Annotated in this window: 19 protein-coding genes and 3 pseudogenes; 16 read left to right on the top strand and 6 right to left on the bottom strand. The window is 65.0% G+C overall.

The window, feature by feature from the left end:
- Nucleotides 1–28: 28 nt before the first annotated feature.
- From IPP91_19950 to IPP91_19935, 4 genes and pseudogenes are all read right to left on the bottom strand, one after another.
- Nucleotides 29–397: a hypothetical protein gene (locus IPP91_19950; protein ID MBL0144309.1), complete on the bottom strand. Its 369-nt coding sequence runs from the start codon at nucleotides 395–397 to the stop codon at nucleotides 29–31.
- A 92-nt stretch (nucleotides 398–489) separates the two neighbouring features.
- Nucleotides 490–783, bottom strand: coding sequence for a hypothetical protein (locus tag IPP91_19945; protein MBL0144308.1), 294 nt, complete (start codon nucleotides 781–783; stop codon nucleotides 490–492).
- Nucleotides 784–817: 34 nt separating this feature from the next.
- Nucleotides 818–1,337, bottom strand: a pseudogene (locus tag IPP91_19940) (DUF3489 domain-containing protein).
- A 77-nt stretch (nucleotides 1,338–1,414) separates the two neighbouring features.
- On the bottom strand, nucleotides 1,415–1,639 hold the full coding sequence (locus IPP91_19935; protein ID MBL0144307.1) for a hypothetical protein: 225 nt from the start codon (nucleotides 1,637–1,639) through the stop codon (nucleotides 1,415–1,417).
- A 94-nt stretch (nucleotides 1,640–1,733) separates the two neighbouring features.
- On the opposite strand from IPP91_19935, the gene IPP91_19930 reads away from it, so the two are divergent.
- The 16 genes and pseudogenes from IPP91_19930 to IPP91_19855 all read left to right on the top strand — a co-directional run bounded on the left by IPP91_19930 (nucleotide 1,734) and on the right by IPP91_19855 (nucleotide 12,479).
- The gene (locus IPP91_19930) at nucleotides 1,734–2,261 is read left to right on the top strand and encodes an elements of external origin (GenBank protein ID MBL0144306.1); all 528 of its coding nucleotides are present in this window, start codon (nucleotides 1,734–1,736) and stop codon (nucleotides 2,259–2,261) included.
- 2 nt (nucleotides 2,262–2,263) lie between these two features.
- Nucleotides 2,264–4,232 (top strand): annotated as a pseudogene (locus IPP91_19925) (phage terminase large subunit family protein).
- A gap of 19 nt (nucleotides 4,233–4,251) precedes the next feature.
- Complete coding sequence (locus tag IPP91_19920; GenBank protein MBL0144305.1) at nucleotides 4,252–4,737, top strand: hypothetical protein; 486 nt, start codon at nucleotides 4,252–4,254, stop codon at nucleotides 4,735–4,737.
- A complete protein-coding gene (locus IPP91_19915) occupies nucleotides 4,737–5,132 on the top strand; it encodes a hypothetical protein (protein ID MBL0144304.1) in 396 nt (131 codons plus the stop codon). Before IPP91_19920 ends, IPP91_19915 begins: the two co-directional genes overlap by 1 nt.
- Nucleotides 5,132–5,353 carry a hypothetical protein gene (locus IPP91_19910; GenBank protein MBL0144303.1) on the top strand — a complete coding sequence of 74 codons (222 nt, stop codon included), beginning with the start codon at nucleotides 5,132–5,134 and terminating at the stop codon, nucleotides 5,351–5,353. The genes IPP91_19915 and IPP91_19910 overlap by 1 nt, the downstream gene beginning before the upstream one ends.
- Nucleotides 5,353–6,840, top strand: a complete 1,488-nt coding sequence (locus IPP91_19905) for a phage portal protein (GenBank protein MBL0144302.1) — start codon at nucleotides 5,353–5,355, stop codon at nucleotides 6,838–6,840. The genes IPP91_19910 and IPP91_19905 overlap by 1 nt, the downstream gene beginning before the upstream one ends.
- A 1-nt stretch (nucleotide 6,841) precedes the next feature.
- The gene (locus IPP91_19900) at nucleotides 6,842–8,137 is read left to right on the top strand and encodes a S49 family peptidase (protein ID MBL0144301.1); all 1,296 of its coding nucleotides are present in this window, start codon (nucleotides 6,842–6,844) and stop codon (nucleotides 8,135–8,137) included.
- 3 nt (nucleotides 8,138–8,140) lie between these two features.
- Entirely contained in the window at nucleotides 8,141–8,518 is a 378-nt protein-coding gene (locus IPP91_19895) for a head decoration protein (GenBank protein ID MBL0144300.1), read from the top strand.
- Nucleotides 8,519–8,545: 27 nt separating this feature from the next.
- Entirely contained in the window at nucleotides 8,546–9,550 is a 1,005-nt protein-coding gene (locus IPP91_19890) for a major capsid protein (protein MBL0144299.1), read from the top strand.
- A gap of 3 nt (nucleotides 9,551–9,553) precedes the next feature.
- Entirely contained in the window at nucleotides 9,554–9,856 is a 303-nt protein-coding gene (locus tag IPP91_19885) for a hypothetical protein (protein ID MBL0144298.1), read from the top strand.
- A gap of 5 nt (nucleotides 9,857–9,861) precedes the next feature.
- Nucleotides 9,862–10,307, top strand: a pseudogene (locus tag IPP91_19880) (hypothetical protein).
- A gap of 5 nt (nucleotides 10,308–10,312) precedes the next feature.
- Nucleotides 10,313–10,501: a hypothetical protein gene (locus IPP91_19875; protein MBL0144297.1), complete on the top strand. Its 189-nt coding sequence runs from the start codon at nucleotides 10,313–10,315 to the stop codon at nucleotides 10,499–10,501.
- The gene (locus IPP91_19870) at nucleotides 10,498–11,250 is read left to right on the top strand and encodes a hypothetical protein (GenBank protein ID MBL0144296.1); all 753 of its coding nucleotides are present in this window, start codon (nucleotides 10,498–10,500) and stop codon (nucleotides 11,248–11,250) included. The genes IPP91_19875 and IPP91_19870 overlap by 4 nt, the downstream gene beginning before the upstream one ends.
- Before the next feature lie 11 nt (nucleotides 11,251–11,261).
- Entirely contained in the window at nucleotides 11,262–11,657 is a 396-nt protein-coding gene (locus IPP91_19865; GenBank protein ID MBL0144295.1) for a hypothetical protein, read from the top strand.
- Entirely contained in the window at nucleotides 11,654–11,863 is a 210-nt protein-coding gene (locus IPP91_19860) for a hypothetical protein (GenBank protein MBL0144294.1), read from the top strand. Before IPP91_19865 ends, IPP91_19860 begins: the two co-directional genes overlap by 4 nt.
- Nucleotides 11,838–12,479 (top strand): hypothetical protein, encoded by a 642-nt coding sequence (locus IPP91_19855; GenBank protein ID MBL0144293.1) that lies wholly within the window; start codon nucleotides 11,838–11,840, stop codon nucleotides 12,477–12,479. The genes IPP91_19860 and IPP91_19855 overlap by 26 nt, the downstream gene beginning before the upstream one ends.
- Nucleotides 12,480–12,499: 20 nt before the next feature.
- Here IPP91_19855 and IPP91_19850 read toward each other — a convergent pair whose 3' ends face one another.
- Together IPP91_19850 and IPP91_19845 are read right to left on the bottom strand one after the other, a co-directional pair.
- Nucleotides 12,500–12,862 carry a MarR family transcriptional regulator gene (locus IPP91_19850; GenBank protein MBL0144292.1) on the bottom strand — a complete coding sequence of 121 codons (363 nt, stop codon included), beginning with the start codon at nucleotides 12,860–12,862 and terminating at the stop codon, nucleotides 12,500–12,502.
- On the bottom strand, nucleotides 12,859–13,170 hold the full coding sequence (locus IPP91_19845; GenBank protein ID MBL0144291.1) for a transcriptional regulator: 312 nt from the start codon (nucleotides 13,168–13,170) through the stop codon (nucleotides 12,859–12,861). The genes IPP91_19850 and IPP91_19845 overlap by 4 nt, the downstream gene beginning before the upstream one ends.
- Nucleotides 13,171–13,209: the final 39 nt, after the last annotated feature.

Genomic DNA, 13,209 nt, shown 5'->3' with positions numbered 1-13,209 from the left:
GCGCAGGGAATTCGCGCGAATGCGCTGGTTAAGCGGCCAGTTCTTCCTCGATGATCTCGCAGTGGATCACGAAGCCCGTGAGGTAGGGCAACCCGCGGGGGATGCCGTACTGCTTGCAGGTCTGGCGCCCGATCTTCCAGCCCATCCACTGCTGGGTGGCGGCGCGGACCGCATCCGCCAGGGCGAGACCGGCGTGCATCTGGTTCAGGACGTCATCCGCAAAGTGGCGTCCGTGGCGGCTGTCGAGGAAGGCTCGAACCGCGTCCGGGGGCTGGCCCGTGGCCTCCGCAATCGCGGTCATGGCCATGGGCCACGCGGCGGCGGCGTTTTCGGTCATCGTTCCCCAAAAGCCCCACGCTTCGTTTTGGGTGGCGGGGATCTGTGTGGTGGTCGTCATCGTGGGCTCCGTTGGTGTCGTCGTGTCGATGAACACATGAACGCGCTGTTCAATCAGGAAGCCAAGCGCTTTCGAGGCGATCGAGCGGGAACTTAGATGCTTACGACGTCCAGGTTCCGGCCCCGAAGGCGCACCGGGACTCGGCCGTCGTATTCCTCGGTGCGCTCCTGGTAGTCGGCAAGCACGGCCTTGAGGACCGCCCGCAGGTAACGCTCGGGGCGTTGGTAGCCGCGCAGGGTCTCAAGTTGACCGGCAACGTCAGTCACTTTGAACCATTCATCTGGCATCACCGTGTCGCAAAGCTCCAGCCACACCGCCATCCCCTGCGTCTCGACAAACTGTTTGGCGCCGGTGAAGACGGTGGGTGTGGAGTCGGGGTAGCGCATCGCGGGTTGGGAAAGGCTTGGCACTCGTACCCCGCTATGCGCCGATCCGGTAGACCCGCTCCCGGCCTTCGACTTTCTCTGAGACGATGTTGAGGCCGAGCTTCTTCTTGAGCGCCCCGGCAAAGGCGCCGCGCACCGTGTGCGCCTGCCAGCCGGTGGCCTCGCAGATCTGCGAGATCGTGGCTCCCTTGGCGCGCTGCAGCATCTTGATGATGGCCGCCTGCTTGCTGTTCTCGCGCGTGCGGAGTCGGGCGGGTGCCATGTTCTTGCCGCTGCGCCGCGACGGGAGGCGCTTCGTTGGCGGTTTCACTGGAGGTGGCGGCAACAGGGGCCAGCGCGGGGCGCGGGCAGCCCAGGGCGTCGTAGCCCTCGGCGGCCGCGAACCAGTCGGTGCCGTCGGTGGTGATAAGGGCGCGATTGAAGAGCCCTTCCAGGACTTTCTTCCGGGCGCCGCCTTTGATGTTGTCCGGGAACCACTCGATCTTGCCGCCGGTGTTCTGGATGGCAGAGGCGAGGATGGCGTGTTGGGCGGGACTCAGGTCGGTCTTGCTCATGTGCGACTCCTTGGTGGTGGTTGATGGTGTGACGTGATGAACGCGCTCCTTCCGATGGAAGCCAAGCGCTTTCTGCTTCATTTCGACGATGTCCTTTGCGTGCCCGCGCGACGCGTTTTCGCGGCCTTGTGGGTGGGCACCCCCTGTTCCGCACCGGCCTTGTAAGCAGCCGCCAGGGCCTCGCGCAGGCTCCAGACCGCGACATCGTGGAAGTCCAGGCTGTCCGAGTTGCGGGTCTCCAGGGTCTGGATCCCGAGGTGGGTTTGGGCGATCTGGGTCAGCAGGGTTTCGATGATGTTCATGGGCGTTTCCGGGGGAGGTGATTGAAGTCGAACGTATGAACGCGCTTCTCTCGATGGAAGACAAGCTGAATCTGCAAGAGGATTGAAGGCTCCGATGGGGATCTCGATTCGCGCTTATGCCAGGCACCGCGGGGTCACCGATACGGCGGTTCACAAGGCGATTCGCGCCGGTCGCATTACCTCCGAGCCGGACGGCACCATCGATCCCGAACGCGCTGATCGGGACTGGTCGCGCAACACGGAGCCGCCGAAGGTCGGGCCGAACAAGACGGCGGCTCGGGCCGCAGTGCCGGACACGTCGGGCGATGCACCCACGGCGCTGCCGGCAGGGGGGACCTCGCTCCTGCAGGCCCGGACGGTGAATGAGGTCGTGAAGGCGCAGACGAACAAGGTGCGCCTCGCTCGGCTCAAGGGGGAGCTGGTCGATCGATCTCAGGCGATCGCCCACGTCTTCAAGCTCGCCCGGTCCGAGCGAGACGCCTGGCTCAATTGGCCGGCGCGGATCTCGGCACAAATGGCCGCCCGGCTCGCGGTCGACGCGCATGCCATGCACGTGGCGTTAGAGGCGGCCGTGCGCGAGCACCTGCAGGAGCTCGGTGACATGCGGCCGCGGGTGGATTGATGGTGGATGTGGATTACGAGGGTGCGATCGAGATCGAGCGCGCCTGGCGCGAGGGGCTCACGCCCGATCCGCTTCTCACAGTCTCGGAGTGGTCGGATCGGCATCGGATGCTCTCGAGCAAGGCCTCCGCCGAGCCGGGGCGATGGCGGACCAGCCGGACGCCCTACCTGAAAGCCATCATGGACTGCCTCTCGCCCACCTCACCGGTGGAGCGGGTGGTGTTCATGAAGGGCGCGCAGCTGGGGGCGACCGAGATGGGCTCCAACTGGATCGGCTACGTGATCCACCACGCCCCGGGACCGATGATGGCGGTCTGGCCAACGGTCGACATGGCGAAGCGCAACTCCAAGCAGCGCATCGACCCGCTGATCGAGGAGTCCGGGGTCCTCGCGGAATTGATCGCGCCAGCCCGTAGCCGGGATTCGGGGAACACCATCCTCGCCAAGGAGTTCCGCGGCGGGGTGCTGGTGATGACCGGGGCCAACAGCGCCGTGGGTCTTCGCTCCATGCCGGTTCGCTACCTCTTCCTCGACGAGGTGGATGGTTACCCGGTGGACGTGGAGGGGGAGGGGGACGCGATCTCGCTTGCAGAGGCTCGCACGCGGACCTTTGCGCGCCGCAAGATCTTCATCGTCTCAACCCCGACCATTTCGGGGGTGAGTTCGATTGAGCGGGAGTTCGAGGCGTCGAATCAGTGCCGCTACTTCGTACCCTGCCCGTACTGCTCGCATCGGCAGTGGCTGCGATTCGAGCAGCTGCGATGGGAAAAGGGGCAACCGGAAACCGCGGCCTACGTCTGCGAATCGTGCGACGTGCCGGTCGCCGAGCACCACAAAGCGTGGATGCTGGAACACGGCGAGTGGCGTGCGATGGCGCCGGAGAACGGAACCAAGACGACGGGGTTTCACCTGTCCTCGCTCTATAGCCCGGTGGGATGGCGCAGCTGGCGGGAGATCGCCACCGCCTGGGAGGCCGCGGTGAACAAGGAGACCGGATCGGCGGCCGCCATCAAGACGTTCAAGAACACCGAACTCGGCGAGACCTGGGTGGAGGAGGGCGAAGCCCCGGATTGGCAGCGGCTCCTGGAGCGCAGGGACAACTACCCGGTTGGCACGGTCCCCGCCGGAGGGCTCCTCCTGGTCGGAGGCGCCGACGTCCAGAAGGATCGGATCGAAGCCTCGATCTGGGCGTTTGGTCGCGGTAAGGCGTCCTGGCTCGTGGAACACCGGATTCTCATGGGCGACACCGCTCGCGAGGCTGTCTGGCGCGAACTTGGCGCACTGCTCGCCGAGCAATGGACGCACGCGTCCGGCGCCACGATGCCGCTGGCTCGTTTTGCGCTGGACACGGGCTTTGCCACCCAGGAGGCCTACGCCTTCGTGCGGGCCTCGCGGGATTCGCGCCTCATGGCCGTGAAGGGTATCGCCCGAGGCGCAGCCCTCATCGGCACGCCCCAGGCGGTGGATGTCTCGCAGGGCGGCAAGAAGCTCCGCCGGGGGATCAAGGTCTTCTCGGTGGCAGGGGGGATCGCGAAGCTCGAGTTCTACAACAACCTGCGCAAGATCGCAGACGTTGAGGAGGACGGGGTCACGATCCGCTACCCCGCGGGCTTCGTGCACCTGCCGCAGGTCGATGCCGAGTTCATTCAGCAGCTCTGTGCCGAGCAACTCGTCACCCGACGCGACCGCAATGGCTTTGCCCACCGCGAGTGGCAAAAGATGCGCGAGCGAAACGAAGCACTCGACTGCTACGTGTACGCCCGGGCTGCCGCGGCGGCTGCCGGGCTCGATCGATTTGAAGAGCGCCATTGGCGCGAACTGGAACGACAGCTGGGAATTGCACCTCCGGACGAGGTGCCGCCCCCGCTTCAAGCATTGGATCCCCACTGAGGCCACCCCTAGCGGTGGCCTCGGTGCTTCTGGGGTCCGCAAATACGGTCGGCGCGTGATCAAGAGCCGCTGGCTTTCCTAACCACGACAAAGGAACAACCATGAGTTTGCAGACCCGCATCGAAAGCCTGGTCGTTCGCATCGCCCAGGAGTTCAACGCCGTCAATACCAAGACGGGGGCTCTCGCCAACCTCACCACGGCCGACAAGTCCAACCTCGTTGCCGCCATCAACGAGCTCAAGACCATGGTGGCCAATGGCATCGACGATGCCAGCATCACGCTCACGAGCACGTATTCGTCGAGCAAGATCGTCTCCCTCCTGGACGCCCTCAAGACCGAGATCTTGGGTGGGGCGGACGCGGCCTACGACACCCTGGTCGAGATCCAGCAGTACCTGCAGAACAACACCTCAGGGCTCGACGCACTCCTTACCGCCGTCAACGTCCGCGTCCGCTTCGATGCGGCGCAAACGCTCACGGTCCTCGAGCAGCAGCAGGCTCGCACCAACATCGGTGCGGTCGCAACCTCAGCGGTTGGCGACACCGATACCGACTTTGTCGCGATCTTCGAAGCGGCGCTCGTCTAATGTCGCTCTCCGATCGCATCGCGGGCCTCGCCGCCCGTATCGGGTTCGAGGTCGGAACCAAGGTCGATGCCACCCACCCCGCGCTTGCGCGGGCGTGGGTGAGCTTTGGCTATGTGGCGGGCCAGACGGTCATTCACCACAGCTACGGCGTGGCCAGTGTCGAGCGCCTGGCGGCCGGCCAGTACCGCGTCCACTTTGCCTCCCCGCTCGCCGACGCCAACTACTGCTGGACCGCCACCGCGCGAAGCCCGAGCACATCGGGATCCCAGCGCCTGGCGGTCGCCGCCACTTCGACGGACGAGCGTGCGGCCGCCCACTTGGATGTGCGCTGCGTCAGCACGCTTGCGGGCTCTTCTGCCGACTCGACCGAAATCAACGTGGTGGTGTTTCGCTGATGGCGTATTCGCAAGCCCAACTTGACGCCCTGGAAGCGGCTCTCGCCAAAGGAGAGCGCCGCGTCACCTTTGGGGACAAGACCGTCGAGTACCGAACCGTCGAGGAGCTTGCGGCCGCCATCAAGGAGGTCAAGCGTGGCCTCTTCGATGATGCGGTGAATACCGGTCTCTGGCCCCGCTCCCCACGCCAGGTCCGCATCACGACCCGAAAGGGCACCTGATGAGCTGGGTGTCCCGAATCCGGCGCGGCCTCTTCGGTGGTGGCACACCAACCTATGACGGGGTGGGATCAGGAAGGCGCGCGATCGCCTGGCAGGTGGCAAACCCCGGCGCAGTCGCCGCGCTGGTCTTCAGCCAGAACGAGCTCCGCGCCAAGAGCCGTGACCTCGTGCGACGAAATGCCTGGGCTGCCGCAGGGGTGGAAGCCTTCGTAGCGAATGCCATCGGCACCGGCATCAAGCCGCAGTCGATGGTGGCGGACCTCACCTTACGTGAGGCGATCCACGCGCTGTGGTGGGATTGGTGCGAGGACGCAGATGCGGCCGGGCTCACCGACTTCTACGGTCTCCAGGCGCTTGCCTGCCGCGCCATGGTGGAAGGTGGCGAGGCGCTGGTGCGCCTTCGCTACCGCCGCCCCGAGGATCGCCTGCCGGTGGCACTCCAACTCCAGGTCCTGGAGCCCGAGCACCTGCCGGCCACCATGAACACGGAACTGCCCTCCGGCAACGTCGTACGCGCCGGCATCGAGTTCGACCGCCTCGGGCGCCGTGTCGCCTATCACCTGTACCGCTCGCATCCCGAGGACGGGGCGCTGGCGCCGATGTCCGGGACGGGCGGCATGCAGACCGTCCGAATCGCTGCCTCGGAGGTCATCCACCTCTTCCGGCCCTTGCGTCCCGGCCAGCTTCGCGGAGAGCCCTGGCTTGCCCGGGCGCTCGTGAAGTTGAACGAACTCGACCAATACGACGACGCGGAACTTGTCCGCAAGAAGACCGCTGCCATGTTCGCGGGATTCGTGACCCGCCTTGCCCCCGAGGACAACCTCCTGGGCGAGGGGCAGTCGGATGCCACAGGCGTGTCCTTCGCCGGACTCGAGCCGGGAACGATGCAGCTCCTCGAACCCGGGGAGGACGTGAAGTTCAGCCAACCCGCGGACGTGGGGGCGAGCTATTCCGAGTTCTTGCGTATGCAGTTCCGGGCCGTGGCGGCCGCCATGGGTATCACCTACGAGATGCTCACGGGCGATCTCACCCAGGTGAACTACTCCTCCATCCGCGCAGGGCTCCTGGAATTCCGGCGCCGTTGTGAGGCCATTCAGCACAGCGTCATCGTTCACCAGCTCTGCCGGCCAGTGTGGCAGGCGTGGCTGGAGCAGGCGGCGCTCGAAGGCGTACTGACGCTTCCCGCGTTTTCCAAGCGGCGCCGGGAGTACCAAGCCGTGAAGTGGATTCCCCAGGGCTGGCAGTGGGTGGATCCCAAGAAGGAGTTCGACGCGATGGTGACCGCCATCCGCGCCGGGCTCCTCTCCCGGTCGGAAGCCATCTCCGCCTTCGGCTACGACGCCGAGGACATCGATCGCGAGATCGCCGCCGACAACGCCCGCGCGGACGCGCTGGGATTGGTGTTCGAGTCGGACCCGAGGCACGACAAGGCCCCCGCGGGCCAGCAGTCGGCGGAAGCACCGCCGCAAGACCAACAGGACAACTGACATGCCGATGGTTCATCTGGCGTCCCGATTGTTTGGGACGCCGCTCCTCATTGCGCGCTCGAAACTGGATGTGATCTTGGCGGTCCTCGGACCCCGACTCGGGCTCCTCGAGTCGGAGGCCAAGGTAGCCCTACCGCCGGCGCGAAGCGCGGCTGCCCCGTCTCCCCTCGGGATTGCCGTGATTCCGGTGCACGGAACGCTGGTGCGCCGCTCCCTAGGAGTCGATGCGGCATCGGGCCTCACTTCCTACAGCGAAATCGGTGCTCGATTTGAGGCGGCGCTCGTCGACCCGCAGGTGGCCGGGATCCTCCTGGACATCGACTCGCCGGGAGGGGAGGCGGGTGGCGTGTTTGAACTTGCCGACCGGATCCGCGCGGCGAATGAACTGAAGCCGGTCTGGGCGCACGCGAACGACTCCGCTTACTCGGCCGCCTATGCGATTGGCGCGGCGGCTTCACGGCTGACACTTTCGCAGACTGGGGGTGTGGGCTCCATCGGCGTCATCGCGCTCCACGTGGATCAGTCCGTAAAGGACGCGAAGGACGGCATCGCCTACACCGCGATCTACGCCGGGAGCCACAAGAACGACTTCTCCCCGCATGCGCCGCTCTCGCCTGAGGCGGCAACCACCCTGCAGGTCGAGGTCGATCGCCTCTACGAGATATTCGTTGGGCATGTGGCCCAAGCGCGAGGGTTGGAGCCTGAAGCCATTCGCGGCCTCGAGGCGGGGCTCGTGTTTGGTGATGCCGCCGTTACGGCAGGACTGGCCGATGCCGTGACGAGCTTCGAGGAAGTGATCAGCGCCTTCGCCTTGACCCTTGAAGCCCGACGTCGCCTCACCGCCAACGGCGCACGCGCCTCGCCCACCGGAGCGAGCACAACCAACCCGGTTCCTCACAACCCAATCTTGGAGACCTCCATGAATCAAACGAGTACCACCGAACTACCGGATACGACGCCCTCGGAATCTGAGCCGAGCGTAGCCGCTCCCCAACCTACTCCCACGGATCCCGGCACGCCGATGGCTGCCGCCACGCCCTCCGCCCCGGCTGGTACGCATGCCCGAAGTGAAGCCCAGGCAATTGCGGAAATCTGCCTTATCGCCGGCTGCCCTGATCGCACAGCGGAATTCCTCGCGTCCAGCGTCTCGGAGGCGCAGGTGCGTCGCGCGCTCCTGGAAGCTCGCGCCCAGCAGTCCGAGATCAGCTCTCACATCACCGCCGATGCGGGTACCACCGCGCAGCCGGCGGTAAGCCCAGTCATCGCTGCCGTCAAAAAACTCATCTCCAAGGAGTAAGACATGCCTTCCATCACTGAACCCAAGAATCTCGGCGACCTTCTCAAGTACGAGGCGCCGAACCTCTACTCCCGCGACCGCGTAACCGTCGCCTCGGGACAGACCCTCGCTCTGGGGACCGTCGTTGGCGTGGTCACCGCCACGTCGAAGTTGAAGGCCCTCGACCCTGCGGCCACCGATGGCACTGAGATCGCCAGGGGCGTTATCGCCAACGACGTCGATGCCGCGCTCGCAGACCGTGACGACGGGCTCCTCATCGCTCGTCACGCTCTCGTCGCGCGCAATGCGCTGGTTTGGCCTTCCGGCATCACCGCAGAGCTCAAGGCCGCCGCGGAGGCACAGCTGAAAGCCATCGGCATCTTGGTTCGCGACGCCGCCTAATCGATTCTCACTTTCCAGGAGCACATCATGCAGAACCCGTTTCAGAATCCCGGCTTCTCGATGGCGAGCCTCACGGCGGCCATCAATCTCATCCCCAACCGCTATGGGCGACTCGAGGCGCTAGATCTCTTCCCGGCCAAACCGGTGCGTACCCGATCGGTCGTGGTGGAAGAACGTAACGGCACCCTGAGTCTCCTGCCGACGCTACCTGTGGGGAGCCCGTCGACCGTCAACGCCCGCGATAAGCGAAAGCTCCACTCCTTCGTGATTCCGCACGTCCCGCTCGATGACGTGGTCCTTCCCGAAGAGGTCCAAGGCGTTCGTGCGTTCGGCTCGGAAACCGAAATGGAGTCGGTCGCCTCCGTCATGGCCCAGCATCTGGAGTCCATGCGCAACAAGCATGCGATCACGCTGGAACACCTGCGGATGGGTGCGTTGAAGGGCGTGATTCTCGATGCCGATGGGTCTGAGCTGCATAACCTCTATACCGTGTTCGGCATCACGCCGGCGGCAGTGAACTTCCAGCTCAACACGGAAGCCACCAATGTGCGCGGCAAGTGCACAGAGGTGGTTTCGCACATTGAGGAGAACTTGCGCGGTGAGTTCATGACGGGTGTGCGCTGCCTCTGCTCCCCGGACTTCTTCGCAAAGCTCGTCGGCCACACCAAGGTCGAGAAGGCCTACGAGAACTACAGCCAGGGCGCCATGCTCCGGGATGACGTCCGCACAGGTTTCGCCTTTGGCGGCATCGTGTTCGAGGAGTACCGGGGGCAAGCGACCAACATCGCTGGCGATGTGCAGCGCTTCATCGCCCCTGGCGAGGCCCACGCCTTCCCGCTCGGCACGATTGATACCTTCGGGACCTACTTCGCACCGGCGGACTTCAACGAAACGGTGAACACGCTGGGTCAGCCGCTCTACGCGAAGCAGGAACCGCGCAAATTCGAGCGCGGCACGGACTTGCATACGCAGTCCAACCCGCTCCCGATGTGCCACCGCCCGGGCGTGCTCGTGAAGCTCACGATGGCCTAAGCCATGGGGCTCGTCGAGCGCATCTATGAGGCGGCGGCCAACGTTGGGTTTCTGAAGTCCTGCCGCTGGACGCCCTCCAGCGGTGGGGCACCGCAGACCTTCGATGTGGGCTTCGCCGCCCCGGACGAGACGATCCTCGAGGGCCTCACCGCAAGTACCGAGTACGTGATGTCCTACCCCGCCACGGTCTTTGCCGGCCTCGCCCCGCGTGAGACGGTCGAGATCGAGGGTGTGGCCTTCCAGGTGCGTGAGATCCGGGCCGTGGGCGATGGCTCGGAACTGCGCGCCAAGCTCACCCGCCTCTAACTCCCATGGCTGGCAACTCGATCCGGGAGCAGATCCTGCTCGCGGCGCTAGCGATCGTGCGGCCAGCAGCTGAAGGCTTGGGAGCAACCGTGCATCGGTCCCCCTCGGTGGCCGTGACGCGCGAGCAATGTCCGGCCCTCGTGGTGTTTCCCGAGTCCGAGGCGATCACCGAGCGGGCAAACGACCGGGTCACCCGGGAACTCACCGTTCGCATCGTGGCACTGGCACGCGCTGTCCTGCCAACCGCCCCGAGACCGAGGCCGACGCGCTCCTAACGGCGGCCCATGCCGCCTTGATGGCCGACGGAACCCTCGGGGGACTCGCGCTCGGCATTCGCGAACAGGAAACCGAGTGGGAGATGGAAGACGCCGATGCCGTGGCGGCGGCGATCCCCGCGCGCTACCGGATCACCTACCGGACGTTTGCCGCTGATCTTTCCATTCAAGGATGAAACCTATGACGCGAGTCGTATTGCTGCGCCCGCATACCCATGCGGGAAAGCTCTATGGGGTCCGCGATCGGATCGAACTGGATAGCGCTACTGCCGACTGGCTCGTAAGCCAAGGCATCGCCGCCCTCGATCCGGTACTCGCCGCGCTCCCCCCTGAACCCAAACCCACCTACCGCAAGGAACCCAAGCCATGAGCACCTATGCCTCCTTCCAGGGCCGCGTCTTTCTGGGCAAGCGTGACACCGCAGGCCTTCCCATCGAAGTGCGCTCGCCCGGCAACGTCGCGGACTTGAAGCTCTCGCTCAAGACCGACGTGCTGGAGCACTACGAGAGCCAGACCGGCCAGCGCTCGCTCGACCACCGCATGGTCAAGCAGAAGTCCGCCACGGTGAACCTCACCATCGAAGAGTTCACCAAGGAAAACCTGGCGCTGGCCCTCTATGGGAACCACGTGACCGGCAGCACCGGCAGCGTGACCGATGAGCCGGTGGGTGGAGCAACCCCTGTGGTGGGGGATCGCTACTTCCTCGCGCATCCCAAGGTGTCCGCCCTCGTGGTGGTGGATTCGGCCGGCACGCCGGCGACTCTCACTCTCGGCACGCACTACACCGCCGTCACCGACTTCGGCGCGATCCAGTTCCTGGATCTGACGGGTTTCACGGCACCCTACAAGGCGAGCTACACCTACGGAGTCGCAACCGAAATCGGCATCTTCACGCAGCCGCTCCCGGAGCGCTACCTCCGCCTCGAAGGGCTCAACACGGCGCAGGCCAATGCCAAGGTGCTGGTGGAGCTCTACCGCGTGGCCTTCGACCCCCTGAAGGAGCTCTCGCTCATTTCGGACGAGTACAACAAGTTCGAGATGGAGGGTTCCCTCCTCGCCGATACGACGAAACCCTACGACGCGCTCCTCGGTCAGTTCGGCCGGATCGTCCAACTGTAAGGCGATGACCCATGAGTGATCTGGAAACGCTCATCCCGCCCGGTGTGCAGATCACCGTGGCGGGCGAGACCCTCACCCTCAAACCGCTCAAGGTGGGGAGCCTGCCGGCGTTCCTGCGCGCCATCTCGCCCGTCATGCAGAGCCTCACCGCGCCGGCCATCGACTGGCTGGCTCTTTTCGGGGAACGGGGTGATGACCTCCTGGCGGCCATTGCGATTGCCGTCGGAAAGCCTCGGGAGTGGGTCGACGACCTCGCGGCCGACGAAGCCATCCTGCTGGCCGCCAAGGTGATCGAGGTGAATGCCGATTTTTTTACCCAGACGGTGATCCCGAAACTGGACGGCCTCTTCGCGCAGATGAAGCAGGCCCCAACGGTGGCTTCTGGTTCGACGCCATCCAGCGGCTGATCCGTCACGGCCACCGGCTCCCCGACGTCCTCGACTACACCCTGGGTCAGGTGCGCGGCTTCCTGGACGCAGTCGCGCGCGCCGAAGCGGCCGAGGAGGCCCGACTTCTCTCGGTGATCGCCATCGGCACCCGAGGCGAATCCCGGCAACTGGACAAGACCCTCGACCGACTGACCGACCGTGCGCATTGCCATCCGGATCGATAGCAAGGCAGCGGGCGCGCAGCTGCGTCGCTGGGGTGGCGAGTACCGCGACAAGGTGAAAAAGGCAGTCTCCCTGGCCATTCGTGGCGAGGCCGCCGAGCTACGTGAGGATGTGCGCAGTCACGTTGGCTCTCGTCTCGCCGTCGTCCGGAAGTCCTTCCTCAAGGGGTTCACGGCCCGCGTCCTCGACAAGGATCCGACGCGCCTGCCGGCGCTCTACGTGGGCTCGCGCATTCCCTGGTCGGGGATCCACGAGAAGGGCGGGGCCGTTGGCGGTCGGATGCTGATTCCGATCCACGGGCGCGTGGGGCGCAAGCGCTTCAAGGCGCAGGTGGCGGCGCTCATGCGCGGCGGTAACGCCTACTTCGTGAAGAACGCCAAGGGGAACATCGTCTTGATGGCCGAGAACATCAAAGAGCACGACCGGCCACTGGCGGGCTTCAAGCGTCGCTACCGCAAGGCCGAAGGGGTGAAGCGCTTGAAGCGCGGCGCCAGCATTCCCATCGCGGTCCTCGTGCCCAAGGTGGTCCTCAAGAAGCGCCTGGACGTCGAGCGGCTGGTCGCGGGCCGAATTCCGCGACTATCGGCGGCAATTGAGAAACAGATCCGGGCGCTATAGAAGTGAAGGCGCGGGATTGATCAGATGGCGAGCAAGACCTGGTCGGCGACCGCCCGGACTTCCTTCTTGCGACCATGTCCCGGGTGGGGGATTTCCTGAACTTCGATGAGACCGGCTCTTTCCAGTTCGTCGATGTCGCGCTTCACCGCGCTACGATCCCGGTGCAGCCGCTCCGACAATTCCGTGATCGAACCGGGGCTCTCGCGCACCGCCCGGAAGAGCGCCAGCTTGGCGGTGGTGATCAGACGAGCCATGTCCTCGGGATCCTCGAAAGCGATGACGCGCTCAAGAGGGATGGCCTTGCCTTGATCCGCGAGCCGCGCAGCCGCGCGGCCCCGTTCGAAGAACTTGGCTGGCTTGTCTACCTTGATGATCGTCTTCATGTCTTGCCCTTTCGGCGTAGCGCCAACCAATCCGCTTCGAATCGCTGCTCAATGTCCTCAAAGCTCGTGAACGGGACGCTTTCGACTTTGCCCTTCATGTGGCGGTGATGCGTCCCGTGCGCGTTGTCATATCCAAGAACCCTTCCGTTGTCCCGCTGGAAGATGTCGTGGTTAATGTAGGCGAGGTTATAGCGCACCACCTTGCCCTTGGCATCGACCCAGATCTCGCGTCGCAGGACTCCATTGCCGTTCTTCTTCGATAGGCGCAGCGAGACGTCCTGGATTTTGAGGTGCTTTGATCCAGCCATGACGCATTTTATCACGGCTGTCGGTCGCGACAGCGCCAG

Source organism: Betaproteobacteria bacterium, assembly GCA_016720855.1.
In the GTDB taxonomy this organism is placed as follows: domain Bacteria; phylum Pseudomonadota; class Gammaproteobacteria; order Burkholderiales; family Usitatibacteraceae; genus FEB-7.
Note: the sequence above shows the minus strand (reverse complement) of the source record. Positions and strands in the feature narration are given on the sequence as shown.

Excerpts from the sequence above, each read along its gene's own strand:
- IPP91_19895 (MBL0144300.1), top strand. The coding sequence starts at position 8,141 with ATGCCTTCCATCACTGAACCCAAGAATCTCGGCGACCTTCTCAAGTAC.
- IPP91_19875 (MBL0144297.1), top strand. The coding sequence starts at position 10,313 with ATGACGCGAGTCGTATTGCTGCGCCCGCATACCCATGCGGGAAAGCTC.
- IPP91_19920 (MBL0144305.1), top strand. The coding sequence starts at position 4,252 with ATGAGTTTGCAGACCCGCATCGAAAGCCTGGTCGTTCGCATCGCCCAG.
- IPP91_19865 (MBL0144295.1), top strand. The coding sequence starts at position 11,262 with ATGAGTGATCTGGAAACGCTCATCCCGCCCGGTGTGCAGATCACCGTG.
- IPP91_19915 (MBL0144304.1), top strand. The coding sequence starts at position 4,737 with ATGTCGCTCTCCGATCGCATCGCGGGCCTCGCCGCCCGTATCGGGTTC.
- IPP91_19845 (MBL0144291.1), bottom strand. The coding sequence starts at position 13,170 with ATGGCTGGATCAAAGCACCTCAAAATCCAGGACGTCTCGCTGCGCCTA.
- IPP91_19905 (MBL0144302.1), top strand. The coding sequence starts at position 5,353 with ATGAGCTGGGTGTCCCGAATCCGGCGCGGCCTCTTCGGTGGTGGCACA.
- IPP91_19890 (MBL0144299.1), top strand. The coding sequence starts at position 8,546 with ATGCAGAACCCGTTTCAGAATCCCGGCTTCTCGATGGCGAGCCTCACG.
- IPP91_19930 (MBL0144306.1), top strand. The coding sequence starts at position 1,734 with ATGGGGATCTCGATTCGCGCTTATGCCAGGCACCGCGGGGTCACCGAT.
- IPP91_19935 (MBL0144307.1), bottom strand. The coding sequence starts at position 1,639 with ATGAACATCATCGAAACCCTGCTGACCCAGATCGCCCAAACCCACCTC.
- IPP91_19870 (MBL0144296.1), top strand. The coding sequence starts at position 10,498 with ATGAGCACCTATGCCTCCTTCCAGGGCCGCGTCTTTCTGGGCAAGCGT.
- IPP91_19950 (MBL0144309.1), bottom strand. The coding sequence starts at position 397 with ATGACGACCACCACACAGATCCCCGCCACCCAAAACGAAGCGTGGGGC.
- IPP91_19910 (MBL0144303.1), top strand. The coding sequence starts at position 5,132 with ATGGCGTATTCGCAAGCCCAACTTGACGCCCTGGAAGCGGCTCTCGCC.
- IPP91_19900 (MBL0144301.1), top strand. The coding sequence starts at position 6,842 with ATGCCGATGGTTCATCTGGCGTCCCGATTGTTTGGGACGCCGCTCCTC.
- IPP91_19850 (MBL0144292.1), bottom strand. The coding sequence starts at position 12,862 with ATGAAGACGATCATCAAGGTAGACAAGCCAGCCAAGTTCTTCGAACGG.
- IPP91_19945 (MBL0144308.1), bottom strand. The coding sequence starts at position 783 with ATGCGCTACCCCGACTCCACACCCACCGTCTTCACCGGCGCCAAACAG.
- IPP91_19885 (MBL0144298.1), top strand. The coding sequence starts at position 9,554 with ATGGGGCTCGTCGAGCGCATCTATGAGGCGGCGGCCAACGTTGGGTTT.